At 68.4% G+C, this 24,015-nt stretch carries 18 protein-coding genes and 1 tRNA gene; 7 read left to right on the top strand and 12 right to left on the bottom strand.

The window, feature by feature from the left end; translation table 11 throughout:
- Window positions 1-1,510: 1,510 nt before the first annotated feature.
- Window positions 1,511-2,473: a hypothetical protein gene (locus tag LZC95_53475; protein ID WXA95220.1), complete on the top strand. Its 963-nt coding sequence runs from the start codon at window positions 1,511-1,513 to the stop codon at window positions 2,471-2,473.
- Window positions 2,474-2,580: 107 nt separating this feature from the next.
- On the opposite strand, the gene LZC95_53470 is transcribed toward LZC95_53475, so the two are convergent.
- Genes LZC95_53470 through LZC95_53455 form a run of 4 tightly spaced genes read right to left on the bottom strand, consistent with a single transcriptional unit; the run spans window position 2,581 to window position 5,927 of the window.
- Window positions 2,581-3,417 carry a hypothetical protein gene (locus tag LZC95_53470; GenBank protein ID WXA95219.1) on the bottom strand — a complete coding sequence of 279 codons (837 nt, stop codon included), beginning with the start codon at window positions 3,415-3,417 and terminating at the stop codon, window positions 2,581-2,583.
- Complete coding sequence (locus tag LZC95_53465) at window positions 3,414-4,784, bottom strand: hypothetical protein (protein WXA95218.1); 1,371 nt, start codon at window positions 4,782-4,784, stop codon at window positions 3,414-3,416. Before LZC95_53465 ends, LZC95_53470 begins: the two co-directional genes overlap by 4 nt.
- Entirely contained in the window at window positions 4,784-5,389 is a 606-nt protein-coding gene (locus tag LZC95_53460; protein WXA95217.1) for a tRNA-(ms[2]io[6]A)-hydroxylase, read from the bottom strand. Before LZC95_53460 ends, LZC95_53465 begins: the two co-directional genes overlap by 1 nt.
- Before the next feature lie 40 nt (window positions 5,390-5,429).
- Window positions 5,430-5,927, bottom strand: a complete 498-nt coding sequence (locus LZC95_53455; GenBank protein WXA95216.1) for a hypothetical protein — start codon at window positions 5,925-5,927, stop codon at window positions 5,430-5,432.
- A gap of 38 nt (window positions 5,928-5,965) precedes the next feature.
- Between LZC95_53455 and LZC95_53450 the strand changes: the two genes are divergently transcribed.
- Window positions 5,966-6,331 carry a hypothetical protein gene (locus LZC95_53450; protein ID WXA95215.1) on the top strand — a complete coding sequence of 122 codons (366 nt, stop codon included), beginning with the start codon at window positions 5,966-5,968 and terminating at the stop codon, window positions 6,329-6,331.
- Window positions 6,332-6,481: 150 nt separating this feature from the next.
- Here the strand turns inward: LZC95_53450 and LZC95_53445 are convergent, their stop codons facing one another.
- Together LZC95_53445 and LZC95_53440 are read right to left on the bottom strand one after the other, a co-directional pair.
- Entirely contained in the window at window positions 6,482-9,490 is a 3,009-nt protein-coding gene (locus tag LZC95_53445) for a carboxypeptidase regulatory-like domain-containing protein (GenBank protein WXA95214.1), read from the bottom strand.
- Between the two features lie 10 nt (window positions 9,491-9,500).
- Window positions 9,501-11,015: an ATP-binding protein gene (locus LZC95_53440; protein WXA95213.1), complete on the bottom strand. Its 1,515-nt coding sequence runs from the start codon at window positions 11,013-11,015 to the stop codon at window positions 9,501-9,503.
- 155 nt (window positions 11,016-11,170) lie between these two features.
- Between LZC95_53440 and LZC95_53435 the strand changes: the two genes are divergently transcribed.
- Complete coding sequence (locus tag LZC95_53435) at window positions 11,171-12,529, top strand: sigma-54 dependent transcriptional regulator (GenBank protein ID WXA95212.1); 1,359 nt, start codon at window positions 11,171-11,173, stop codon at window positions 12,527-12,529.
- Window positions 12,530-12,531: 2 nt separating this feature from the next.
- On the opposite strand, the gene LZC95_53430 is transcribed toward LZC95_53435, so the two are convergent.
- Complete coding sequence (locus tag LZC95_53430) at window positions 12,532-13,239, bottom strand: extensin family protein (protein WXA95211.1); 708 nt, start codon at window positions 13,237-13,239, stop codon at window positions 12,532-12,534.
- Window positions 13,240-13,293: 54 nt separating this feature from the next.
- On the opposite strand from LZC95_53430, the gene LZC95_53425 reads away from it, so the two are divergent.
- Window positions 13,294-14,043: a 1-acyl-sn-glycerol-3-phosphate acyltransferase gene (locus LZC95_53425; protein ID WXA95210.1), complete on the top strand. Its 750-nt coding sequence runs from the start codon at window positions 13,294-13,296 to the stop codon at window positions 14,041-14,043.
- On the opposite strand, the gene LZC95_53420 is transcribed toward LZC95_53425, so the two are convergent.
- Genes LZC95_53420 through LZC95_53400 form a run of 5 tightly spaced genes read right to left on the bottom strand, consistent with a single transcriptional unit; the run spans window position 14,040 to window position 18,921 of the window.
- A complete protein-coding gene (locus LZC95_53420; protein WXA95209.1) occupies window positions 14,040-15,194 on the bottom strand; it encodes a hypothetical protein in 1,155 nt (384 codons plus the stop codon). The two genes, LZC95_53425 and LZC95_53420, sit on opposite strands and share 4 nt — an antisense overlap.
- Window positions 15,191-15,997, bottom strand: coding sequence for a hypothetical protein (locus LZC95_53415; GenBank protein ID WXA95208.1), 807 nt, complete (start codon window positions 15,995-15,997; stop codon window positions 15,191-15,193). The genes LZC95_53420 and LZC95_53415 overlap by 4 nt, the downstream gene beginning before the upstream one ends.
- Before the next feature lie 27 nt (window positions 15,998-16,024).
- On the bottom strand, window positions 16,025-16,774 hold the full coding sequence (locus tag LZC95_53410) for a Bax inhibitor-1/YccA family protein (protein WXA95207.1): 750 nt from the start codon (window positions 16,772-16,774) through the stop codon (window positions 16,025-16,027).
- 42 nt (window positions 16,775-16,816) lie between these two features.
- Window positions 16,817-17,698 carry a hypothetical protein gene (locus LZC95_53405; protein ID WXA95206.1) on the bottom strand — a complete coding sequence of 294 codons (882 nt, stop codon included), beginning with the start codon at window positions 17,696-17,698 and terminating at the stop codon, window positions 16,817-16,819.
- A gap of 11 nt (window positions 17,699-17,709) precedes the next feature.
- Window positions 17,710-18,921 (bottom strand): GNAT family N-acetyltransferase, encoded by a 1,212-nt coding sequence (locus tag LZC95_53400; protein ID WXA95205.1) that lies wholly within the window; start codon window positions 18,919-18,921, stop codon window positions 17,710-17,712.
- Between the two features lie 73 nt (window positions 18,922-18,994).
- Here LZC95_53400 and LZC95_53395 point away from each other — a divergent pair, with 73 nt between their 5' ends.
- The 3 genes from LZC95_53395 to LZC95_53385 all read left to right on the top strand — a co-directional run bounded on the left by LZC95_53395 (window position 18,995) and on the right by LZC95_53385 (window position 23,979).
- Window positions 18,995-21,499: a response regulator gene (locus LZC95_53395; GenBank protein ID WXA95204.1), complete on the top strand. Its 2,505-nt coding sequence runs from the start codon at window positions 18,995-18,997 to the stop codon at window positions 21,497-21,499.
- A 6-nt stretch (window positions 21,500-21,505) separates the two neighbouring features.
- Window positions 21,506-23,824 (top strand): sulfatase-like hydrolase/transferase, encoded by a 2,319-nt coding sequence (locus LZC95_53390; GenBank protein ID WXA95203.1) that lies wholly within the window; start codon window positions 21,506-21,508, stop codon window positions 23,822-23,824.
- 68 nt (window positions 23,825-23,892) lie between these two features.
- Window positions 23,893-23,979: transfer RNA gene (locus LZC95_53385), tRNA-Ser, on the top strand.
- Window positions 23,980-24,015: the final 36 nt, after the last annotated feature.

The raw sequence follows: 24,015 nt of genomic DNA, 5'->3' as shown, positions 1-24,015 counted from the left end.
CGGTTCCCGTTACCCGCTCCTGCGTTGCTTAGGCTCGTCTTCATTTGTCGGCCCCACCCCGCCGGACGTTTCGCTTCGAATCAACCTGGCGGCGAAGAGTGTTTCCTCTTGCATGCACGCGAAGGTTCCCCGCACCGCACGTGACCGTGGGTGACGCGGATCCGGCACGATACGCCTTCAGAGGGGCCAGATACCAAAAACCACGCGAACTCTGCGATCTACGTTCGAGCTCTCGTGGTTTGTCCGCAAAATCGAACAGACCCGGCCATTTTCAGAGTCACTCTGTCACTTCCGCTATCACTTCCGCCGCACGAAAATCCCTTCACGCGCAGCGCGCGCACGTTTCCCAACAAATTATCCACAGGCTGTGGACAACCGCATTCATCGTTGATTCCCCCGCTGGATTGCCTTGCCGAATGGCCAAAGTTGACAGGTGTCCCCGCTGTGCGGGCGTTGCCAGGGAACGTCTCGACCATGGCCAGCATGGCAAGGCGTCCCTCCCTCCCCCTCCGTCCCTCAGGCTAGTCAGGAGCCACCCCCCAGACGTGACTCCGGCTGCGGGGTTGCTGCTCTCACCTCGAAGGCGATTGGAGCGTCCGTATCGAAAAAACATTGGCGAGTAAATCGTTCTCCCAAAGTTTTAGGTACTGCGGAACCCCTCCCAGAGTCTGACCTCGCTCTCATGCGAGGTACCGGCGCGATCCGCTGACGCGGAGACCAATCACCCCGCGAGAACGTGCGGGGAACTTCCAACGATGCATCACTCTTTGCTACGCGGGTTTGCTGCGCATCCTTCTTGCAACTACTTGGAGCTTGGCACTCACCGGCGCGCCCCCAACTTGGCGAGGAACAAACCGGTGATCTTGAAGCGAAGACAAAAGAGTCCCTGCTAACCACATGGACCTTGATCCATCGGTCGGCGGGAACAAGAACGCTACAGGTCTCTGAACAGGTTCGGAAAGCTCTAGCGATCGCGTCAAAAGGGCAACGGCGTGACAGCACCGCGTCCGAAACGCGAACCATGCTCCTAGCATCGCTTTTTCGAGCTCGTCCACGGCGATGTGCACGAATGACCAAAGTGCGCGAAATGACAGAGCATTATTGGTTGTAGATCACCTGTGAAATGTCGCTCGCACGCTTTCCGGTCGGGGTGATGGCACGTAAATATAGAAAATGATGGCTGAAACGCTCGTCCCCCATGCGATGGGACCAGCGAGTCATGCGTTTTTCTCGTGGATCGTACTGTCAAGAGTGGCCGCTTCCCGCGTATTTTCGCGGGAATTGCTTATGGGAAGGGACCTTGTTAGGGTCGCCGCCAGCTAACACGGACCCTCGCCGATCGCGGTTGACGTCGGAGGTCTGCAGCTCGCTTCCGATGCCGTTCACCTCTTCGCTCACGTCAAAAAAGTCCGCCCGCGACCGGTCGCTGCAGAAGCCGCGTGGTCGTACAAGTTGTCACTCGAACGCGGTGCGCGCAGCGTCGTTCGCATCGTTTGCATCGGTGCTGACCATGGCCGCAACGGCGGTCGCTGACCCTTCGTCAACGACGCCGCAGCAAGGCTACGACTTGGGCGAGGTCCAGAGCCCTCGCTCGGTCGCCATGGGTGGCGCGCAGAACGCGACGGGTACGTCGACGACGGCGCTCTGGCTGAACCCCGCCAACTTGCCGTACACGCACGTGTACCATTTTGCTGCCCTGGCAACATTTTCGCCGGATGCGCGGCGCACGAACTTCGGCGGGGCCATTGCCGACTCGCAGACGAGCAAGGTCGCGGGCGCCTTCGGCGGTGTGTGGTCGCAGCTCGATCCCGACGGCGCTCGCCGTCAGTGGACGGATCTGCGGCTCGCCCTGGCGATGCCGCTGGGCGATCAGATTTCCATCGGTGTGACGGGGCGCTACCTGCGGGTGAACCAGAGCGTCGCCAATGGTCCGTTCCGCGACAGCTACATCTCGGATGGGACGCGCGGGGATCCGATTTTCAGCCAGTTCACCTTCGACGCCGGCGTCTCCGTCACGCCGGTGCCCGGGCTCTTTTTCGGGCTGGTGGGTCACAACCTGACCAATCCAGGGACGTCGCTCGCGCCGACGACGTTGGCCGGCGGCATCGGTTACATGCGTCCGCAGCTCTTCGCGGTGGAGGCCAACGCGTTGGCCGACTTCACGACGTGGAAGGGTACGCGGGGGCGCTTCATGTTGGGCGGCGAGTTCGTGCTGATGGAGCACGTGCCGCTGCGGGCGGGCTACCGCTACGACGCAGGCCAGCAAGCGCACACACTTTCGGGCGGCGTTGGCTACGTCGACAAGAAATGGAGCGTCGAGCTCAGCGGTCGTCGCGACGTCGCGACAGACCATCCGATGACGCTGTTCTCGGTGGCGCTGACGTACTTCGTCGACCCCAAGGGCGCCAATTCGGACTCCCGCGAGGACAGCGGGACGGGGATGACGAACTCGGATCCGTATCCGAACCCGTAGACCATCGTTGACATCAACGCGAACCTGTTGACGTTGTCGTCTTACGTTGACGTGGTCGTTGATGGCGACGGCGACGTAAGACGTCAACGAGAAGCGTTGGCGGCGCTTTAGTCCTTCGTCCAAAAGCGGATGCACAAGTCGTCCGTGGTGTGGCGGACGGCAAGGACGGGGGCGGTGGGGGCGTCGGTGCCCTTGGGGGGCGCTTTGGGGTCCGGAGTGGCCCGTTGGAAGGCGCCGGTGGCGCCGGGGCGCATGGCGATGGCCAGGGGGTAGGGATCGGCGTCCTTGCCGCAAAGATGCGCCTCGGCGTGCTCGAGGGTGATGTCCTTCTCGATGGAGGCGACTTGCAGGCGGCCCAACGTGAGCGGGTTGCCCGCTTCGGTGCCCAGGCGCACGAGGACTTCGCGCCCGGTGAGGGCATCGAGCTCCGGGAGCGGGAGAATGGTGCGCAGGCGGAGGGCGGCCATGTTGCGGGTGCCCAGCGCCCGGCGGAAGTCGGCGTCCTTGATGCGCACGATGGCACCGGCCATCTGGGGGCGACCGAGAAGCAGGTACACGTTGGAGTTGGCCGGGCGGCGGATCGCGCGCTCGACGGCCACGGGGCTGCCCCGCTCCTCGGTCTCCGGCTCGAGGGCACCGTCGGGCACGGCCATCAAGTGTGCGTCGAACGCGAACGGTGCGCCGGGGGCGCCGTAGGCGACGAAGAACTCGAGATCGCCGCCGCGCCAGTTGCCCCGGGGCAGGTTCACGTCTTGAACGACGAGGACGTGGGCCTTGGCCACCTCGACGCGGACACGCGGGATGCTCGGCAAAAGCGGAAGCTGTGGCCCTGCAGTTCGCGAGGGCGAAGGCTTTTCGGGCGTCGGTGCGGCCAAGGCCTGGCGGTGATGCGAGGCCGCCAGGGCGGCGAGAGCAGCAAGCAGCAGGAAAGCGGTGCGTCTCACCCGAATAGCTCCTCGAAATGGCGACCGATGTCGCGTGCGGTTTGCGATGGCTCCAAGGCTTCCCCCTCCGTCCAAGCGCGTGCAGGATACAACGTCCTCGCGCGCAAAGCTTCGAACGCGCGCGGATTGAAGAACCAGTCTTCGTCGAATTCGTCGACCAGGCTGCGCGCCCAAGGCAGCACCGTGGCGACGCCCACGAAGCGGGCCCCTTCGTCGTCGCGGCTTTCCGGCCAGGCGCCGGCCAGGGAGCGGGCGGCGGGCGCCCCAAAAAGGCGCGCGGTCACGTCATCCCAGGCCGCAGCGTCGGCGCGGGCCGCCCCGAGCAGAACGCGGGCCGCCGACAGGCGCAGGGTAAAGAGCAGGGTTTTGCCCAAGGTGCGCGCTTGGAGCAGTGCGGCGTCCTTGCCCAAACCGAGCGCACGGCGCTGGAAAACCGGCGAGGCGGCCAGCGAGGCCGTGAGGGCCCCGGTGCGGTGGGCATCGACGAAATGCGGATCCGTGCGCAGGGCGAAGGGCAAGGTGCTGCGGGTTTCGAAGGAGGCGCGGCGAAAGCTCTGGCCGAAGATCTCCAGCGCGCGCACGAAGCTCGCACCGGAAATGGCCGGGGGCAGCGGCCCAAGCTCGAAGCGTGCGGCACCGGTGAGCCATCCGCCGAACAACTCGTGCAACCAGCGCGGGGCGAGGCGCGAGGGCCACCCTTCGCGCGCGCTGCGGGCCAACGCGATGCGGATGGCATCGACGGGGTGCGGGGCGGCGGCCCCCTCGTGCTTTCGTTCTTCGCGCAGGAAGGCGTCGGCCAGGTCGTGCGTGGCCGCGAGGATCGCCTCGGCGAGTGCGCCCTGCAACGCGAGCTCTTTGGGCAGGAGCTCGCCCTCGAGGCCGAGGCGACGGAGCACTTCTTCGCGGCGTGCACGCCGCTCGCGCAACGGTGCGGCGATGGCCGGGCCGCGCTCGGCGGCCGCATCGAACGCGGTGATGGCCTTGCCGCGCGCGGTCTCGTGCACCACGGCGCGCCAAGCTTCGCGGTAGCTGACGCGGCGCCCATCGTCCTCGCGCAAGGCGGCCTCGCGGGCCAGGGTGACGTCCGAATCGTGCGTGTTGCGGGCCTGGAGGAGGAAGGCGACCCAGCGCCGCAGGCCCTCGTGGGCGCCGGCTGGATCGACCTGGGCGGCCAAGCCGTCGAAGAGCGACTTGGTCGCGACGCGACGATGCGACGAGAGCAGAAAGACGTCTTCGTCGGCGTGCGCCTCTGGATCGGCGCGCAGGGCAATGCGCCATGTCTGCCAGGCGCGGTAGGCGTGTTCGACGTCGCGGTCGATGCCGAAAATGTCGCCGAGGTCCGGCGGGCCTCCCGAAAACGAGCTCATTACCCGTGAATGAAGCCGCGAAACTCGTTTTTTGCCAATCGAGAAACGATCTGACCTTCCAGGACGCTCAGGTGCTCGAGCCGGGCCTCCACGTCTTCGCGCGAAACGCCGCCGGCGGAGATGGCCAGATCGCAGAAGGTGCGGTAATGGCGCGCTTCGGCGGCGAAAAGCTCACTGTAGAATGCATGCATCTCGGGTTCGCGTCCGGGGTCGAGCTCGCCCAGAAGGAGCTTGAACCGCTCGCACGAGCGCGCCTCGATGAGGGCACCGACGAGGAGGCGATCGACGAGGACGGGCCAGCCCGCGGGGCGTTCCTTGGAGGCCTTTCGCAGCTCGGCCGCGTAGGTGTCGACCTCGGGCGTGCCCAGGGCGATGCCGCGCTCCTCGAGGATGGCGAGCACCCGCTGGAAGTGGTCGAGCTCCTCCTTTGCAAGGTCGGTGAGCGCACGCACGAGGGCGAGGTCGTCGGGGTGGCGCGCGGCGAGGGACAGCGCGTTCGAGGCGGCCTTCATCTCGCAATGGGCATGGTCCACGAGGACCTTGTCGAAATGGGCGACGGCCTCTTTGGCCCAGGCCGCATCGCTCCGCACCTTCAAGCAAAACATGGGTTCGGGCGAATTAGCACGTCGGCGGCCGCCCGTCTTCTTAGGGCGTTTTGCGGCGGGCGCCCCACGAGCCGCCGAGGGCGGCCATGACCACGGTGAGAATCGCGGGCAAAAAGGCCGTGGGCGAGCCGCCCGATGCGAACGCCAGCAGGCCGGTGAGCGCACCGACAGCGGCGCCCGCGGCGGCGGATTCGCGCCACCCGGCCTTGTCGCTCCAGCGGCCGACCACGTAGCCGCCCGCCAGGGATCCCGCGGCGAGGGCCAGCGCGGAAAGGCCCACGAGAACGGAGGTGAGGCGCGCGCGATCGCCCGACGAGAGCGCGGCGATGGCCAGGGTCGCTTGATCTTCGCTTTCGACGGGCCCCAAAAAGGCGCGAATGGCGCGGCCCTTGAGAAACTCGGCGACGTACGCAAGCGGCAACCAGGCGGCGAGGATGATGACGACGCCGAAGCCCGCCCAGTGCCATGCAGGACGCTCCTCGGGCGGAGGCTCCTGCGGAGAGCTGTTCAGGACGGGGAGACGACGTTTCTCGGCCACGCTTTTAGACATAGCGCAATCGCAGTAGACTTCGCCGTGTGCGCCGAGCGACCGTCCTCATTCTTCTCCTCGCCCTAGGCTGTCATAAATCAGGCGAGCAGAAGCTCGAAGGGCACTGGCGCGGCACCAAGGTGGAGGGCGTGACGCCCGAGCAGGAGGCGGCGGCCACGGCATTTGCCACCGGCACCGAGATGGACTTTCGCGAGGGCAAAGTCTCCGTCACGACGCCAAGCGAGAAGTCGAGCAGTGCCTTCAAGGTGGTCCGCGCGGAGAAGAACACGGTCGTGGTCATCACGGAGTCCGACGGGAGCAAGGAGCCGCAAACCTTCGTGTTCGTGGACGACGACACGATGCAGTGGACGGTGCTCGAGGGCAAGCGCATGACCCTGCGGCGGGAACACTGAGCCACCAGAAAAGAGAAATCTCCATCGAGAGAGTCCATCAAAAGAAATTTCTCGATGGAGAATCCATCAAAAATTTCCCCATGGAGAATCCATCAAAAAAAATCTCTCCATGGAGAGTCCATAAAAAAAATCTCCTCATGGAGAGAAGCGCTACCGGCGAACGGGTTCCCGTGCGACGCGGAGCGTGAGCGGTGCATCGCCGCGACGCACCTTGATGATGACGTCGAGGTTGGCGGGGCCCTGCAGCTTGGCGCGAGCCTCGGGCATCGTATGCACGGCCGCGCCATCGACCTCGAGGACCGCGTCGCCTGGGGCGAGCCCCGCGCGCTCGGCCGCGCTGCCCTCGGCGACGGCGGCGAGCACGATGTCGCCGTCCTCGTCGGTGCCCAAGGTGACGGCGACGCCGGCCATGTCGGGGCTAGCGGTGGAGGCCTCGCGTTTCTCACCGTCGCGCGGAAACGCGAGGACGATGCCCGACGTGGTGCGCCCGGCCACGATGCGAACGCCGTCCAGGCGCACGCGGCCCACGTCGGGCGCGAATGCCTCCAGGGTCACCGCCCCTTCTTCCAATTCGCCGAGTCGGAAGCGCCCCTGCGCATCGCTCACCGCCATGCCGCGCGGCGTGGCGCCGACGGCGAGGTACGTGGGCACCTGGTCGCGGGCGATGCGTGCACCTTGCACGGGTCGATTTTGCGCGTCGACCACGGTGCCGCTGACGGAGCCTTCGGACTTGAGCTCCACGCGGGCAAGCGCGGTGGGACGATTGCCCCCGGATTTCCCAATGGAAACGGACCGCTCGGCGGGCGCATAGCCGGCGGCACGCACCACGAGACGCGCTGGACCGGGCGACAGCTCGCCCAGGGTGAAGAGCCCCTCGGCATCGGTGCGCGTGCGGCGGGCGCCGATCTCGGTGTAAAGGACGATCTCGGCGTCCTGCAGGCGATCGCCGCGGCTGCTGCGCACCTCGCCGGTCGCACTCTCGGCTCGGCCGAGGGCCACGATCACGGGCTCCACGGCATCGGCGTCGACGGTGACGATGGTGGGGGCGCGGTCGGGCGCGCGGGCTTCGAGGCGGATGGCCACACCGCGGGCGCCGGGGATGCTCGCCTCGCCGCGTGCATCGGTGTAGGCGGTGCTTCGCAACGGCGCATCCGGGTCGAGCGAGCTCGCGGAGAGCTGCACGGCATCGAGTGCGTAACCGCGATCGTCGTTCACGCGGACGCGGAGCGCCGGGCGCGGATCGGGCATGGTGACGGTGATTTCGCGCTTCTGGCCGTCGGGAATGGTCAGCGGCAGATTCACGCTGGGCGAGCCCGGGTTGTCGTCGCGCGTGACGGTCAGGCCGATGGACTCGGGCAGCGAGGCGAAGGCGAAGCTGCCGTCGGCCATGGTGCGCGTTGCGCGTTCGAGCCCGCCGCGAACGGCGCTCACGGTGACGCGGGCGCCGTCGATGGCGTGCCCGCGCGCATCGACGACATGGCCTTCGAGCGAGCCGCCGGCATGCATCACGACATCGATGCGGGCCTCACCGCCCGAGGCAAGCGTGACGACATCGCTGGTCACCTCGACATACTGCGGGTGGCGCACCAGCGCGCGGATGCGGCCCGGCGTGGCCGGCGTGGCCCGGTAGGTGCCATCGGCGCGTGTGACCCAGGGTTCCGGCGGCTTGCCCGAGGGATCGCTCACGGACATGGAGGCCACGCCGGGGGCGGGATCGGTCGCGCGCGGGATCGGCGGCACGGGGCCGGGCATCACCCCGAGCTCACCGGCCGGAACGAGCGGGCGCGGCCCGGCGAGCGTTGCGCTGAAGTGCGCATCGCGAAAGCTGGTGCGGCGCGGATCGTCGTCGATGGGCGCGCCGTGAAAGTCGGTGCCGAAGAGGACGATGGTGGCGCCGTCCACGGGAAAGCCGCGGGTGTCGGTCACGCGGCCGATGACCGTGCCGCCGCGCGGAAGCGCGATCACCACGGGGCCGCTCGGGGACTCGGGCACCGGAATGCCCCCTCGCGCAACGTAGCCGTCGGCCCGCGCGGAAAGGGCCGCCGATCCGCGGGCGATGGGGCCGAGCCGCGCCTGCCCATCGCGATCGGTCACGCCTTCGATGGGAAAAGGTGAGAGCCCGCCCTCGACCAAGGTGACGCGTGCACCGACGATGGGGATGGCGTCGCTCGCGCCCTCTTGGTCGCCCTCGATGACCCGGGTCGCGACCTGCATGCCCGGCTCGAGGTTCAACTCGACCTCGCGCTCGTCGCCGCCGTTCACCGCGACGTCGAGCTCGATGGCGCTCACGCGATCCCCGCGGTTGGCGCGCAAGGCGTAGGTGCCCGCCGAGAGCGACGCGATGCGAAGCTGCCCGTTGGCATCGGTTTCGGCTGCGCGCGGGGGCCAAAGCGTGGCGCCGCTGATCTGCACGCGCGCCCCCGGCGCCGGCTCGCCGCCATCGCGCACGCGCGCGATGATGACGCCGAGGCGGCGCAGCACGAAGTGCGCGGTCGAGCCCTCGAGCAGTCCGCGCTGGGTCACTTCTTCGAGGCCGGGCAGGCGCGCCGTGGCGACGTAGGGACCACGGGTCAAGCGGCCCACGCGCGCGTGGCCGTCCAGATCGGTGCGGGCACCGACGGGAAGCGGATCGCGCCCTGTGACTTCGATTTCGACGCCCGCGAGACCGCCCCCGCGCTCGTCCTTTACGTCGACGTCCAGGAAATGCTCCGGCTCCAAGGACAGCACCACGCTGCGTGCGCCTTGGGTCAGCGCCACCGTCGTCGCAGCACGTGCGCGCCCCGGCGCATCGGCGAGCACCCAGTGCTCGGCGCGCGGCAGGTGCTCGATGTGCACGAAGCCATCGGCGTTGGTGATCCCCTCCCCTGCCGCGTGCACGCGCCCGTCGATGACGGCCAGCGCTCGCACGCGCGCGTGGGGCAAGCGCTCGCCTTCGCTGGTGCGCACGTCCACGTCCAGCGCGGCGTCGCGATCGCGGATGGTCTCTGGCACCGGCGGCGCCACGCGCTCGTAGACGATGGGACGAACGGCGCTGCCGGGAATGCCCGCCATGAAGAGCAGACAGACAACGATGTACACCCCGTCGCGCACCGCGTCCGCGCGCGTGCGAAGCACGGCCATCAGCGCAAGGATGCGGTCGAACGGTCCGGAAAGCGGCACCTCTCTGGAATTAGCACGCCAGCGGCAGACGAATCTCGACGGTCGTGCCCGCTCCGCGCCGACTCGTGAGGGAGGCGTCTCCGCCATGCGCGAGCGCGACGCGGCGGACGAAGGGGAGCCCCAGTCCGCTTCCGGTGGCCTTCGTCGTATAAAAGTCGTCGAACGCGCGCTCGACCTGCCGTGCATCCATGCCCTCGCCCGTGTCGGCGACGGCCAGGATCAACGAGGCCGGGGCGCCATCGTGCGCGTCCACCCGCGTCCGAACGACGACGGAGCCGCTACGGTCCATGGCCTCCACGGCGTTGCGCACGAGGTTCTCGAGGGCGCCGGCGAGCAGATCCGGGTCGAGCTCGCAATCGGGCAGCGCCGGATCGAGGTCGAGCTCCAGGTCGAGCTTCAGCTCGCGGCTGGCGTGCGGCTGCAGGGCGGTCACGCGCTTCACGAGATCGTTCACCTGCACCCGCGACCGCACGGGCTCCACCCGGCCGAGCCGCTCGTATTTCTCGACGATGGCCCGGATGCGTTCCGCTTGCTCGAGGATGAGCGCATGAAAGTCGCGGCCCGAGGCACGCGGCCCGGAGGCGCCTGCGTCGAGCTCGAGCAGCTGCACCGCCCCGACCAGCGCCGCCAGCGGGTTTTTCAGGTCGTGGGCCATCTGCGCCGAGAAGCGCCCCATGACCGCGAGGCGCTCGACCCGTTCGCGGTAATTCGAGAACGAGCTGGTGGCTTCGCGCACGAAGGCGGTGAGAAGCAGGGTGACGACGGTGATGCCGAAGGTCATCGCGGGCAAGTTTCCGCGCAGGCCTTGAAAGAGCGTCAGGTACAGAAGCACGGCGCACGCGGCCACCGACACGGCGTAAAGCGAGGTGGTCGCGCCGAGGTTGCGCTCGAAGAGGCGAAACCGCAGCGCCACCACGGCCACGAGTGCAGTCGCAAGCAAGGTGCCGATGGGCGCGAGCGGCGGCAGCGGGACGCCGGCGTCGTGCCAGAGATCCGTGGAGGCAAATGCACCGCCCACGAGCAGGGCACCGAGCATCAAGCGGGTGCGCGCCTTCTCGTCGGCATCGCCGCTGGCGCGAAGGTGCTGGACGAGAAGCCACACCTCGTACACGAACGTGGGCAGCCAGCCTGCGAGAAACACCGCCGCCCAGGCACGCGACTCGATGGAGGTCGTTGCGATGGACGAAAGCGCAAAGAGCGCATAGCCGGCGTAGAGAGCGCGCACGAGAAGGCGGCGCACCCGCAGCCGGCCCACGAATGCGAGCACCACGTGCAGGACCACCGGCGGGGCGAGCGCCGAGAACACCGCGTCCAAGGCGCGCCAGGCGGCGCTGGGGGCGAGATGATTGCAGAATACAGCGAATGTCCAGCCGAAGAGATCGAAGGCGAGCAACGCCAGGGGAAAGGCGAGAGGCCCTCGGCGGCCGCGGATCCCGCCACGCGAGACGCAGAGGATGGCCAAGGCCAGGTGACCGACCGCGGCAAGGAGGAACGTCGCGTCGCGAAAGTCGAGGGTGGGCGGCATGGGTGAGGACGGCGGGCTGCAATGGGCAGGCCATTGGTTTGTTCGGGCACGGGCACGGGCACGGGCACGGGCACGGGCACGGGGATGAGTGTGCAGTGAGGTGCTGGGGCGTGCAGAGGATTGCACACTCGCGCTCTTCGGCCGATGCTCGTGGCATGAGGGACCAATCCGTGCTCGTCGTGGAGGACGACGTCGCCGTGGGGAAGGTGCTCGCCGCACTCTTGGAGCACGAAGGCTTTCAGACGCGCCACGTCACCTCGGGAGAGGAGGCGCTCGGAGTGCTCGAGAGCAGCGCGTTCGACGTGGTGATCTCCGATGTGCGCATGCCCGGCATGAGCGGCATGGACCTGCTGGCGAAGCTGGGTGTCGCCTTCCCCGAGCTGCCCGTCATCCTGCTCACGGCGCACGGCTCGGTGCCCTTGGCGGTGGAGGCCATGAAGGCGGGCGCACGCGATTTCTTGCTCAAACCGTTCCAGCGGGAGGAGCTCTTGTTCGTCGTCGAGAAGGCGCTTGCGCATGCGAAGCCCGAGGCCGGGCGCGCGCCGCCGCTCTTGGTGCGCGATGAGAGCTCGGTGATGGTCGGCGGCTCACCGGCGATGCACCAGGTGTTGGGCACGGTGCGCAAGGTGGCGTCGGGCACGGCCACGGTGCTCATTCGAGGCGAGACGGGAACCGGCAAAGAGCTGGTCGCCCGCGCCCTTCACGAGCAGGGCGCACGCAAGGAGCAGCCCTTCGTGCGGGTGCACTGCGCGGCGCTGCCCGATGCGCTGCTCGAGAGCGAGCTTTTCGGCTACGAGAAAGGTGCATTTACCGGGGCGCAGGCCCGCAAGCCAGGCCGCGTCGAACTGGCCCACCGAGGAACGCTTTTTTTGGACGAAATCGGCGACATCACGCCGCAGGTGCAGGTGAAGCTTCTGCGCGTGCTGCAAGAGCGCGAGTTCGAGCGGGTGGGCGGCACGCAGACCATCAAGGTCGACGTGCGCTTCGTCGCGGCCACGCATCGCGATCTCGAGGCGATGGTCTCCAAGGGCGACTTCCGCGAGGACTTGTTCTACCGCCTCAACGTGGTGCCCATTCACGTGCCACCGCTGCGCGCGCGCGCCGAGGACATCGAGGCGCTGGCGCGGCACTTCGTGAAGACCTTGGGCAAGGCCAATGGAAAGGCCGGCATGGAGCTCGAGTCCGCCGCGATCGATGCGCTGCGCGCGTACGCGTGGCCGGGCAACGTGCGGCAGCTGCAGAACCTGATGGAGCGCCTGGTCGTGCTGACGGAGGGCATGACCATCCGGCGCGCGGACGTGGAGCGCGAGCTGCCTGCGGCCGGTGCATCCTCGTCGGCACCCAAGCTCGAGACCGACGGCGCCTCCTTGGATGCGCACCGCCTGGCTGCCGAGAAGGAAGCCCTGATCCGCGCGCTCGCGCAGGCGAAGAACAACCGCACTTTGGCTGCGCGCCTGCTCAACGTGAGCCGGCGCACCCTGTACAACAAGCTGGCCGAACACGGCCTCGGCTAGACTCAGTGGCAACCGGGGAATGGGCCGCGATCCAAGTGGAAGTGATCGCGGTGGGCGGCGTTGTAGTCGGGGCCTAGGACGACACGGAAGTAGCGGCAGGCGCCATCGTGGACGGCGTGGAGGAAACGTGACTCGGGGCCGTCGCCGCCCCAATGCTTGGCCACGGTGATGGTGCGTCCGTCGGCCAGCGTGAAGGAGCCAATGTCGATGGCGTTGGTCGACGCGTGCTCGCTGCGCATGAAACCACCGAAGCGCGTGCCCACGACGTTGCGGCACGCATACGTGCCCATGTGGCCGATGCTGCGAACGCGGCGGCCGAAGAATGACTCGGCCTGCGGCTGGACGTCGCGCGCGATCCACAAGGCGAAGGCGCCGGCCTCCTCGCACGAGAGGCGGTCGACGGCGATGCTCACGTCGCCCACCTTGGAGAAGCGAACGGCGTTTTCCCAGCCGCAGCCAGCTTCCAGCGGGCGATCGGCCACCGGCGTGGCGTCCACCCAGGGTTGGCGTACGGTGCGTTCGCACGCCACGCGGTCATGCTTCAACGCGGCGAGCTGCCAATCGAGGAGCCATTCCGCGGGCGCGTCCAGGTCGAGTGCGGGCACGGGGCTCACCGCGGCGGGCACCCATCCCTGCCGAAAAAGCGCCACGATGACGCATGCCAAGCATGCCAGCACGAAGAGACGCGGGGCCGCGCGGCTCGAAGACATGGCAGGATCGTGACACGAACGTCGCCGACGGCGCGCTAATTCCCCGTGCCTCGCATGAAGATCCGTGATGCGGCCCTGGGGATTTACACCCACCTGGAGTTCGTGACGTGCGTCACGGCGTTTCTGCCCATCCTGGCCGTCTCGCACCTGCGGCACCGCGGTGATGTGACGCAGCGCGCGCCGGGGCGCTGGATGCGGCGCCTCGGACGCACGGCGGGCGCGCTCACGCCGCTGTGGAACTTCACCATCGAGGGGGAGCCGCCGCCGGACATCGAGCGGAAGGCCCACGTGGTCGTCGCGAACCATCCCTCCGAGGCGGACCCTTTTCTCCTCGCCCGGCTGCCGTGGGACATGCGGTGGGTTGCCAAAGAGGAGCTGTTCAAGCAGCCGCTCACCGGCTGGGCACTGACCTTCGGTGGCGACATTGCACTTCGTCGCGGCGACGGCACCAGCGTGCGGTCCATGATGGACGAATGCGAGCGCGCCCTCGAGGGCGGCATCTCCATCATGATTTTTCCCGAGGGCACGCGCACGCGGAACGACGACGAGATGCGCTTCCGCGATGGCGCGTTCGATCTGGCCATTCGCACCAAGACGCCGCTGCTTCCCATTGCCGTTGCCGGCACGAAGGGCCTGCGGCCGAAAGCGGCGCCCTGGATCGCGCGCGGGCATGCCTGCGCAAAGATCCTGGAGCCCCTGGCCACGGAGCACCTGACGGCGGCCGACGTGGGCGCGCTGCGGGATCGATCCCGCGACGCCATCGCCGCCGTGCTTCCCGATCTACGCGATCGGTACGGCTGCTAGTGAAGCGTGTGCCAGCGGCCTTCGTACTCGATGCGCGGAAGGCCCGGCGGGTGTGGGGCGATCTTTTCCGAAGCAGGAGCTTCGGCGGCGACGGCAGCTGCCGCGGCGGCGGCTTTGGCCGCGTCGAGGGCGGCTTCCTCACGCTCCCACCGCTCGAGGATGGCCTTGTTGCGCTTGCGTTTGCGCATGTAGCCGACGACCAGCGCGGCGAAGACGAGGACCCATAGGAGCGAGCCGCTCGTGAGGACGGGCAGGAAGGTGTAGCGCTTGGCGATCTCCTCGCGCCACTGGTACTCGAGTTTGCGCAGATCGGTGCCGTAGGCATCGGCGAGCGCGCGATCGAACGCCGTGCCGTTGCGCACGCGCTCGATGAGCGATGCGAATCGCACGCGATCGGCATCGCGGAGGAGGAAGCGCACGAAGTCCGCCGACTCGGCGTAGGCGATGCTCACCTCGTAGCGATCTTGCGGAAACGCCGCATCGAGATCCGCCAGCGGGATGGTCTGGCGCGAAAGGGTTGCCTCCCAGAGCGTGCGCAGGCGAAGGAACCGGCTCTCACCCGAGACATGGATCGCCAGGCCCTCGTTGAACCAACGTGGCACGTGTCGACCAGCGACGGCGTCGTACAACGCGACGTGCACCAGTTCGTGGAAAAAGACCTCGCGAAGATCCGGCGCCTCCGCACTGGCCTCCGGCGCGGAGAGGGAAAGCAGCACCAGGTGCAGCGGTGCGTAGGCGACGCCGGTGGCGTAGGCGGGCGGCGGAAGGCCATCGGGCGCGAGGGCGGCCATCTCGTCGGTCGTGCGGGCGATGCGCACCTCCACCTGATCGAGAACCGGAGTGCCGAACCAGTCGCGCAGTTGCGCCTTCATCTCCTCGGCCTCGCGCAGAATCGGTTCGAGGCGCTCGCGCGCGTTGGGCACGTAGCGGAGGTGGAGCCAGCCGAGATCCTTGTCCGAATACGACCCGGGAACGGGCGGAATCTTGACGACGTTGGGCTGGAGAACGAGGGGCGCGTCCCGAGGGGCGCTGACCACGGGCTCCCCTGCGAGCGCAGGCCGCGCGGTGGCGAGGGAAAGGAGAACGGCCAGGGTCAACGCAAAGAGGCGCACGTGGAAAAATACACGCGCAAGGGACGGCAGACGTCTCATCGAGGTACCTGCATCTGAAGATGGATCGTGTCGTTGCTTCCGTCTCGTGTCGCGAAGAAGATTCCCACTCCACCTAAGGCGGCGACCCCAATCGCTCCCCAGAACCAAGGCGAGGCATAAAACGGACGACTCGTTCCGCCGTCGCGCTTCGCCGGCTCACCGGCAGGGCTCGTGACCCCCAGCGGCGCCGCGGCGGCGCGTGATGCCGGTGCAGGTGCCGCGGCTGGTGACGACGGCACACCGTAGGCGCGATCGAGCGACCCCACCGTGCCCGACCAGTTCCACCGCTCGGCCTTGCCGGCCGGTGACGCATCCGGCGCGTAACTCGCCGCGTCGAAGGTGCCGGTGTCGGCGAGAAAGATGCGCGCCGTCGGATTGGGCCTCACCGTCTCCGCCGGGAGGCGCACCACCAGAACGCCGCGCACGTGAAGCTGCCGCGCGATCGATGCGAGAAGCTGGCGAGAGGGCGCATCCTCCCCGCGGATTGCATCGCGCGTCTCCGCGAGCTCGCGAAGATCCGTCGGCGCGTCCGCGGCAGGGTCCTCGCCGGCGAGAACGCGGGCGTGGGGCTCGTCGAGGCCCACGGGACGAAGCGAAGGACGCGCGTAAAGCTGTTGGGCCAGCGGCCATGCCGCATCGGCCGCATCGCGACCGGCAAGAACAGCGAGCCCCGTGCCCTGCGGCTGCGCGGATGGCGGCGGCACTGCAGGGGACGGGGCCTTGGGAGATTCTGCGAGGGCATCGCCCGCAGTGACGGTCGCGAGAAGAATACCCGCGGCCCAAAGCTGGCGGCGAACGCCCATGATGATGTCTCGGCTTTCGGAAAGGCCTCAGCGCTCGCGCGACGAGGACAGGATGCGCAGCAGGAAGAGGAACAGGTTCACGACGTTGAGGAACAGTCCGAGTGCAGCGCCCACGGCATCGTTCTGCGACCGATCATGAAGCAGTCGCGAGGTGTCGTAGAGGATGTAGCCCGAGAAGAGCAGAACACCGACGCTAGCAATCGCCAGGTGGAACACGGCAGAGTGCAAAAAGATGCCCAAGAACGACGCGCCGATGATGACCCAGAGGCCCATGTTGAGGGCGGCACCCATGAAGGAGAAATTCTTGCGCGTGACCAGCACGTAGCCGGAGAGGCCGGTGAAGGCGAGGCCGGTGAGCAAGAACGCATCACGCACCGGCGATGCGTCGAGCGTGGCGCCTTGCGAGGCCATGAGCTGCGCGAAGAAGAGCGTCGGCGCGAGGAAAACGCCGGTGATGGTGGTGTAGCCAAAGAGCGCGGCTACGTTGATGCCCGGACGCCAACGCAGCGCGGATGCCGCGAAGAACGCGCCCAGGTAGATGACGATCATCATGAGCCAGTGCTGCATCCCAAAGGCCACCAGAGGCGGTACCTCCAGGGTGACGCCGCGGCCGGCGCGGATGACGGCAGGCTCGCCAAGGTAAAGCGCGGCGAGCGCTCCGGCGATGGCGAAGAAAACGCCGCCGGTGAAAAGCAGGTACACGCGCCGCAGGTAGCTCGCCACCGACTCCGCGGAGCGGACCTGCGCTGCGCCGTACGACCTGGAATACTGGTTCATTTCATACATCGCGCCACCAAGGTAACAATGCGTGGCACGGCGTCAACGTTGCTGGGCGCGACCTGTGCTTCCCGTTTCGGGCGCGCGGTCGGGCGCAGCCAAAATGGAGACCGCGGGGCCGAACGCCGGCGCACGTTGGTCGACGGTGACGCCGATGATGGGCGACGCGGAGAGGTAGCGCACCCCGAAGATGAAGAGGGCCGCCGCCACAGGCGGACCGAAGAGGGCGAGCGTTCGGCGCGCCTCGAACTCGGGCCTGGAAGCGAGCAGGGCGGCCATGGCGAACGCCAGCACGTCGACCAAGTTGGCGGACACGGCGGGTGTTGCGCCTGACGCACCGCCCGGAAGGATGCGCGCGAGCACGAGCATGACGCCAAGGGCACCCGCCAGGAGCACCACGACGAAGGCCGCGAGGAGCACGCGTCGGTTTTCGCTCTGCCAGCGTGCGGCGATCGATCCGAGGCGAAGCGAGATGGGCACGAGAACGATGGCGGCCGCACCCGTGAGGATGGCGAAGGTGGCGCCGGCCAAGGCATGGTGGTGCGTGGTCGCACGAAGCATGGCGCCGAACGCAAGCAGGGTGAAGAAGACGAAGCCGACCCAGAGAAAGAGCGACCAACTGCGTTTGCGCCCGTCGCCCAGGGAGAAGGCGCGCAGGCCCACGCGCGCCTGGCGAAGGGTCAGCACGGAGACGATCATCGGCACCAAGGTGGCGGCCGCGAGGCCCGGCCAGATGCCGCGCGCCTCGAGGGAGCTGGTCACCCGCAACGCCGCGGGCCCGGATGCGAGAACCGACGCGACCAACGCAACGCCCACGGCGCTTCCAAACCGGGTGAGGCGCGAAGCCTGGGGCGGGAGATCGGAAAGCGGCGGCTGCGACGGCGGACGGGAGGGCTGCGAGGGGCGCGGCGGAATCGACGGCATGGGATGGCTTCTCAGAACGGATCGAGCGCGTGGAACGCGGGAAGGGCCAGAAGGTGGTCGGCCTGCGCGAGGCTTCCGCCATCGCGAACGGTCACGAGCCCGGCGCGCGTCAGCTGCGAAGGGCGAACCGCGCCGTAAAGGACGCTACTGAGGATCGCGGCGTCCGAGAAGAGGAGATCGCACGGTGCATCCGTGACGGTGGCGCGCGCGGTGCCTCCGCGCACCTCGAGCGCGTACGACTCCTGCCCGGCGACCCCGACGACGAGATCGCCGTCGACGATGTAGCCGCGCGCTTCGAGCGCGGTCGCTACGCTGTGCACGCGCACCATGGGGCCGGCGTAGACCGTACCGAGAGGGTGCTCGACGCGCTCCGTTCCAAAGCGGTTGGCGTCGATGTCGACGAGGGCATGCAGCGCGGGATCGTCGTGCGGCACGGAGACGTCGATGGCGTGGATCTGGTCCTTCTGCGCGCCGAGCAGGCCCCAGATGAGACGCCAGGTGGCATCGTCCTCGGCCACCAAATCGCGCACGACCAGGTGCGTGGCCGCATGATCTTCGGTCTGCTCGAGGAACCACGAGACGTAGCCTCGGCGGTCGTTGGTGATGAACCACGCGCGGCGATCGTCGAGCAGCCATCGCTCCCAGGCGAGCGAACGACGTCGTAGCCAGCCGGTCGCGCGGAGGGCCGCGCGCTCGTACATCGGCACGAGCTCGTCCCGATCGTCGCGATCGAGGATGCGGAATGCGCCGCGGGCGGCGGAGACCCACGCCTCGGGGATGGCCGCGGGCGCCACCTCGAGCCGGACCATCGGCGTCACGGCGGAGTAGCCGAGGCGCCGGTAGAAACCATGGCGGAAGGCATAGAGAAGGGTCAGCGCATCGCCGCGGGCGCGCGAGACTTCGTGCACGTGCTCCAGCAGCGCACGCGCAACGCCGCGCCCCCTCGCCTCGGCGGCGACAGCCACGCTGGCGATGCCACCGAGCGGAACCCGCCGGCCACCGAACCAGCCTTGAATGGGGTAGACGAAGGCCTGCGCCAGGAGCTGGCTGCCGTGCGTGGCGACGTACAGGTCGCCGAAGTCGCCGAAGATGCGCTGTTGCAGGTGGCGCTTGCGCGCCTCGAAGCTGCGCGAATCGGGAAATGCGCCCAGCTGGATGTCGAGGAGGCGTCCGATGTCGTCTTCGTGGGCTTGGCGGAACCGAAGCGGAAGCGGGCTAGCCATGGGAAACCCAAGCATATGTCAAGATCGCGGACAATTTGGCCCACTCTCCGCGCGTCTGATAACGGCCTCCAACATGATGGGCGCAGCGAAGCCAAACCTGACGGGCGCGGCGAGCGGAAGGCTCGGCGGTATGGAGGCCGACTTCGTCGGCACCCTCGGACGAAAAGCCGGCGACGTGCGTACGGCGCTCGGTGCGTTGGAGGCGGATCCGAAGGCGCGGGGGCCGCGCGATGACGTACGGCGCAGGCTCCACGCCATCGGCACGGCGGCGCGTCTGCTTCATTTCGACTCCACGCGCGTGGCGATTGCGCGGGCGGAATCGATTTTGGACCGGATGGGGCCGAACGGTGCTCTGTCGCAAGGCGACCTCGACGAAATCGGGCGGCTGCTCGACGATTTGCCGGTTCTGGCCTGGGAAGACGTCTCCTCGCGGCGGGCGGCCGACGAAGGCGGCGCACCGTCCCCGGCCGAAACGCCGCACACGGCGCTGGTCGTGGGCGAAGACGCGATTGCGATGGCCATTTCCGAGGCGACGGGATCGAAGGCCTCGTTCGAGTGCGAGCGCACCACCGATGCGACGTACGCCGCGGTTCTCACGCAGGAGATGAACCCCGATGTGGTCGTGGTCGACGGCGACATCGAAGGCGCGGACGAGCTGGTGGAGACGTTGCTCGAACGGGCCGAGCTGCTGCCGATCGTGGTGCTCGGGCGCTTCGAGGAGGCGTCGGAAGAGGCGCGGTTCATTGCGCTGGGCGTGGCCAAGACGCTGAAGAAGCCGGCCGGCGAGGAGGCGCTTTTCGCAGCGTGCCTGGAGGCGGCCGATCAGCACCGCGGCCGGACGGTGAAGATCACGTTGCCGGAGCCGGTGGCCAAGGCGGAGAAGCCGGCCCAGACGACGGGTGCCGAGGCGGCGAGCGAGGCGGGGGCGGATCGCGCGTTTTCACGCGGACGTGGTGCGGCGGCGGATGTGCGGCTCGATGGGCGGCGCGTGCTCGTGGCCGACGATGATCCGGGCGTCACCTGGTTCATCGCGGACCTGCTGCGCACGACGGGCTGCGTGGTTTCCGAGGCGCGCAACGGCGACGAGGCGCTGGAGCTCGCGTACAAGACGGCGCCCCACTTGATCCTGAGCGATGTGCTCATGCCCAAGCTGGATGGCTTTCAGCTGACCCGGCTTCTGGCGCGGGACGTGGCGCTGCGCGATACGCCGGTGATCCTGCTCTCGTGGAAAGAGGACATGCTCCAGCGCGTGCGCGAGCTCGGCGCCGGGGCGGCGGGCTACCTGCGCAAGGAAAGCGACGCGCGGGCGATCCTCGCGCGGGTGCGCGAGGCGCTATGGCCGCGGGCGCGCATCGAGGCGCGGCTTCGTGGGCGTCAAGAGGTGCGCGGGCGGCTCGATGGGCTGACGGTGCGTTCGCTGCTCGAGTTGGTGTGCAGCACCCGGCCGAAGTCGCACGTCTGCCTGCGCGATGCCTCCTTCGTGTACGAGCTGGAAATCCGAGACGGCGTGCCGTGCCGCGCGTGGCGGACGGCGCCTGATGGCACCGTCCTTCGCGGAAGCCGCGCCCTGGCGGCGATGCTCGGGGTGTGGGCCGGTCGCTTTCACGTGTCGCCGAGCGAGGAGCCGCTGGAGCCGGAGCTTCTGGGCTCTTTGCGCGCGCAAATTGCGGAACCCATTGCGTGCGCACGCGGTGCGGCGCAGCTCCTGTCCGGGGCGCGCATCCTGTCGGTGACCAAAGTCACGGTGGACTCGGAGATCATCTCCGGCTACCTCGGCGCGACGCCCGAGCCGGTGCGGCGGCTGGTGGAACGCGTGTCCGCCGGGGAGTCGCCGCGGCAGGTGATGCTGCGTGGAAACGTGGATCCGGTGCTGCTCGAGTCGGCGCTGCTCGATGTGGCATCGCGCGGTGCCGTGCGCGAGGTGCGCGGTGTGCAGGGGGAGGATCTGTTGCGCCCTGCGGTGGATCGCGCCTTGCGCATGGAGTCCGGCGAGAAGCTCGAGACGCGAAGCGCGGAGGCGGAAGCCGGGGTCGAGGTCGACGTGAGCCCCGAGCCGGTGCCCGCGGCCGAGCCCGAGCCTTCGTCGTCCAACGTGGCGCTGATCGAGTCGATGGGCGCGGGGTCGGTCACGCCGATGACGTCGGTGGCGGTGAAGCCCGTGCCGGCGAGGAATCCGGCGCCGCCGAAAAAGCGCGAGCGACGGTGGTTCAGCATGGGGCTCTTCAGCGTGGTGGCGGTGGCAGCCCTCGCCGCGCGCCTGGCCACGGGTGCACCGGCGCCGGCGCATGCTGCCGCCGCGGCCGGTGCGGTGCCGGCCCCCGCGTTCGATTCGCGCGACGAGGTCACCGAGCAACCCGAGGTGGCGCCGGCGCCGGTCGTGTCGGCTGCCGCGACGCAGCCGGCCTCCGCGCGAAGCAAGGGCAAAGAGCCCACCGCGAAGGAAGGGCCCGCAAAGGAAGCGAGCGCGAAAGATGCAGGCGTCAAAGCCGTTGCAGCGAGCCGTGGTCCAATGACGGACATGGACCTTGCGGCCACGGAGCTGCTACACGCGCCGAATGCATCGACCATCGAACCGTAGGTCCCCGTGATCCATGCGAAGCGAGTCGCGCGCGGCGCCACGTTGATGGTCGCCCTCTCCGCCTGCGCGGCGTGCGATCGCTGCGGACGTGGCGAGTCCTCCACGGAGGCCGCCACGGCGCCGACCGGTTCGAATGCACCGCCGACCACGCCGCCGGCCCCACCGCGATCCATCGATGCGGTGGAGCTCGAAGGCTGCACCTTGGGCCATCGCGGAATTTTGCTCGACCTGGGCGATTCCAGCACGCGCGCACGCTATGGCGCGCACGCGATGAGCCGGCCCACGCCCGAGACACTCGAACGTGAAGGGGCCACGTGGACGCGCTTTCGCGAGAAGGCCGCCTCGTTGCAGTTCGTCGCGCTCGAGCGGGACTTCGGCGAGAAGCCCGAGAACCCGGAGGCGACGGACTCCTTCGTGGAGGCGCGCGTGCGCGGCGGCGCGGCCAAGTCGATCAGCGTGTACCTGAATGGAAAGCCGGTGGGGAACTGGCGCCTGGTCAAAGGTGAAACGAAGATCCTCACGGCGCGCGCCTCGAGCGAGTTGACCACGACGGGCGCGAACGAGCTGCTCCTGCGCTTCAACGGCGTGCCCAAAGCCGCGGCGGGCGAGGCGTACGCGGAGATCGATTGGATCCACATTGGCCGTGGCGAGCCGGACGCGAATTACGCTGCACCGACCCGCAACGACGTGACGGCCAATCCGACGCTCGACGGTGTCGCGCGGCGGGCGCTCTCATTGCGCGCGCCCGGCTTCGTGCGTTGCACTGGCTGGATTCCGCAGGGCGGCACGGCCCAGGCCTTCGCCGGCATCGCAGGCAAGGGCGACGCCGAGCTTCGCATGAGCGTGCTCGCCGATCGCACGGGGAAAATCTCCGAGACGACGTTCTCCGCGCACGGGGGTTCGTGGACCAAGGCCGAGGCGTCGCTCGGCGATCTGGGCCGGCCGGTGACCGGCACGGTGGGCGCGTTCGAGGTGGAGGTGATTCGCGCGACGCCGGGCGCACGCGTGCTCCTGGGCGATCCCGGCATCGTGGCACCGAAGGCCCCCGAGGCCCCGCCGGCGCCGCACGGGCGCGGGGTGGTGCTCGTGGTGTTTGGCGAGCTGCAGCCAAAAACGCTCTCGCTTTACGGCGGCGTGCTTCCCACGCCGGAGCTCGCCGGGCTGGCCGCGCGCGGCCTGGTGTTCGACGCGCACCGCTCGACGAGTACGCTGTCGCACGCGGCGTTGGCGGCGATGCTCAGCGGACGCACGGGCCGCGCGAACGCGGTGAACGATTTCGACGCGCGGTTGCCCCAAGGCGTGACGACCATCGCAGACGTCGCGCGGCAGGCCGGGGTCGTGAGCGCGATGTTCACGGCGAATCCGCTCACGTCGGCCCTGTTCGGATTCGACCGGGGTTGGGGCACCTTCGTGGCGCACGGTCCGGACGAAGACGTGCTCGCCACCCGGGTGTTCGACGACGCCGCCGAGTGGATCGAAGCGCACAAGGGCGACCGGTTCCTGGTGGTGATCCATGCGCGCGGCGGGCACCCTCCGTGGGACATCACCGGCGAGGAACTCAAGGGCCTCGAACCGTCGGGCTACACGGGAAGCATCGACCCGAAACACGCCGCGGAGCTGCTCTCGAAGGCGCGCCACGTGCCGCCGGCAATTCATTTCGGCGACACGGACCGGGCCCGAACGTGGGCGCTCTACTCGCACGCGGTCGCCGCGCACGATGCCGCCCTCGGGCGGCTTTTGACGACGCTGCGCCGGACCGGGCGGGATGCGGACACGACCCTGTTCGTGACGGGCGATCTGTCGGTCGATGAGATCGGCCATAGCCCGAGCCACGTTCCCTTCGGCGAGGGCGAGCCGCCGGAGGAGCCGCTCCTCTGGGTGCCGCTGGTCGTGGTTCCCCCGGCCGGATTTGCCGGCGGGCAGCGGGTAAAGGCCCCGACGGCCGATGTCGATCTGGCGACGTCGATGGCCAACGCATTGGCGCTTTCGCCATCGAGCTATTTCCGCGGGGTCGATCTGTACCGGACCATGGCGGGCTCGGTTCCCGAGTCGGGGCGACCGCTTTTGGCGACGGCGGGCAACCGCTACGCGCTTCGCCTGGGAAATTTCGTGCTGCGGGGCTCCGATCGCCGCGAGGACCTGTGCGACGTGCTGATCGAGCCGGCCTGCATCGCCGACGTGAGCTCGACGCATCCCCTGGCAACCGAGGCCCTGGAGCGAATGCTTTTCGCGATCCTGCACGAACCCGGCGAATCCGCGGTCCCGCGGGAGCCCGTCACCCTGGATACGAAGTCGGCGGGGGCCCTAAAAGCGTGGGGGCGATGATCTCTCTGCCCCAGGCGCAGCCGGTGTGCTAGACGTCGTGTCGCTGCGCGGGACCCCCGCAAGGCAACGGAGAGATGACCGAGTGGCCGAAGGTGCTTGATTGGAAATCAAGTGTGCCCGCAAGGGTACCGAGAGTTCGAATCTCTCTCTCTCCGCTGAAATTTCCGGCACTTGCGACCTAGAAGCCTCGG

It is taken from the genome of Sorangiineae bacterium MSr12523 (genome assembly GCA_037157775.1).
GTDB classification, from domain to species: Bacteria; Myxococcota_A; Polyangia; order Polyangiales; family Polyangiaceae; genus Pendulispora; species Pendulispora brunnea.
Note: the sequence above shows the minus strand (reverse complement) of the source record. Positions and strands in the feature narration are given on the sequence as shown.

Bases quoted from the DNA above. Each gene is read 5' to 3' on its own strand.
- LZC95_53460 (WXA95217.1), bottom strand. From the start codon at position 5,389: ATGTTTTGCTTGAAGGTGCGGAGCGATGCGGCCTGGGCCAAAGAGGCC.
- LZC95_53440 (WXA95213.1), bottom strand. From the start codon at position 11,015: ATGCCGCCCACCCTCGACTTTCGCGACGCGACGTTCCTCCTTGCCGCG.
- LZC95_53410 (WXA95207.1), bottom strand. From the start codon at position 16,774: ATGAACCAGTATTCCAGGTCGTACGGCGCAGCGCAGGTCCGCTCCGCG.
- LZC95_53395 (WXA95204.1), top strand. From the start codon at position 18,995: ATGATGGGCGCAGCGAAGCCAAACCTGACGGGCGCGGCGAGCGGAAGG.
- LZC95_53415 (WXA95208.1), bottom strand. From the start codon at position 15,997: ATGGGCGTTCGCCGCCAGCTTTGGGCCGCGGGTATTCTTCTCGCGACC.
- LZC95_53400 (WXA95205.1), bottom strand. From the start codon at position 18,921: ATGGCTAGCCCGCTTCCGCTTCGGTTCCGCCAAGCCCACGAAGACGAC.
- LZC95_53465 (WXA95218.1), bottom strand. From the start codon at position 4,784: ATGAGCTCGTTTTCGGGAGGCCCGCCGGACCTCGGCGACATTTTCGGC.
- LZC95_53425 (WXA95210.1), top strand. From the start codon at position 13,294: ATGAAGATCCGTGATGCGGCCCTGGGGATTTACACCCACCTGGAGTTC.
- LZC95_53430 (WXA95211.1), bottom strand. From the start codon at position 13,239: ATGTCTTCGAGCCGCGCGGCCCCGCGTCTCTTCGTGCTGGCATGCTTG.
- LZC95_53435 (WXA95212.1), top strand. From the start codon at position 11,171: ATGAGGGACCAATCCGTGCTCGTCGTGGAGGACGACGTCGCCGTGGGG.
- LZC95_53475 (WXA95220.1), top strand. From the start codon at position 1,511: ATGGCCGCAACGGCGGTCGCTGACCCTTCGTCAACGACGCCGCAGCAA.
- LZC95_53420 (WXA95209.1), bottom strand. From the start codon at position 15,194: ATGAGACGTCTGCCGTCCCTTGCGCGTGTATTTTTCCACGTGCGCCTC.
- LZC95_53405 (WXA95206.1), bottom strand. From the start codon at position 17,698: ATGCCGTCGATTCCGCCGCGCCCCTCGCAGCCCTCCCGTCCGCCGTCG.